General features: G+C 52.9%; 1 protein-coding gene. It reads right to left on the bottom strand.

The annotated features are described in order from the left end of the window. The coding region (locus tag C404_RS60820; RefSeq protein ID WP_152524510.1) for a hypothetical protein at positions 1 to 230 on the bottom strand (230 nt) is incomplete at its 3' end. Positions 231 to 767: the final 537 nt, after the last annotated feature.

The following is a 767-nucleotide window of genomic DNA, read 5'->3' as shown; positions in this document are numbered from 1 at the left end:
AACCCCTTCCACCCGCGGCGTTTGTGCAAACCGTGCACACGCCCCTCCGCATCTCGATCCAGAACTTCATAGGTATGCGTTGACTGGCCATCGAGTGCTCGTACCGTCAACGTGGCAGGAATAATGGGAGCGCCATCTATCCAGTTGCGCTGTGCCTCACTAAGTGCGTCCATTGTTTTGTTGCCTATGATCTGCGCTACGTCGACCATCGCCGAAGTTGCAATCGCCATCCCCACTACCGTACGGCCGGCACACGTAGGCCTGACCTGCACGATATCCCCTCGACCATTTCTCAGAACCCTAAGATTCTTGGCTGAGGAGTGTACCCTCAGACGGTTAGATAGCTCAGTGATCTAGCCCCCCCCAATTAGAGGGATATTTAATCTCATACATCACTGGATTGGCGCAGATACCTCCCATACTGGGCTCCAAGAAAATTTGGCAACCACAATTAAAATACTCTTACACCTGATATAGATATCTCGGAATTCGCCTCCCTTCGGGCGAGGGGTGCGGCAAGCGAATTCGCCGCCGTTAAATGTACGTTGGGCATCGCGGCAACCCACGAACGGCCCGCGTGCATTTTCGATTCGTACCCGCAAATCAGATTGACTTATGAATACGTTGTTCGCAAAAACCTTTGGTGGCCTCTCTCGTGCTTACTACTTCCGCCATTTCCTGTTTGGCGTGATTTTTCCCGCGTTCATATTCCTCTTCGCGAGCAACGCCGGAAAACCGCTCCCCTACCAGATGGTTCTGTTCGCCCT

The sequence above is a fragment of the Ralstonia sp. AU12-08 genome, from assembly GCF_000442475.1.
Lineage (GTDB): Bacteria > Pseudomonadota > Gammaproteobacteria > Burkholderiales > Burkholderiaceae > Ralstonia > Ralstonia insidiosa.
The sequence above is the reverse complement of the archived record's forward strand: the minus strand, read 5'-3'. Positions and strand labels throughout refer to the sequence as shown.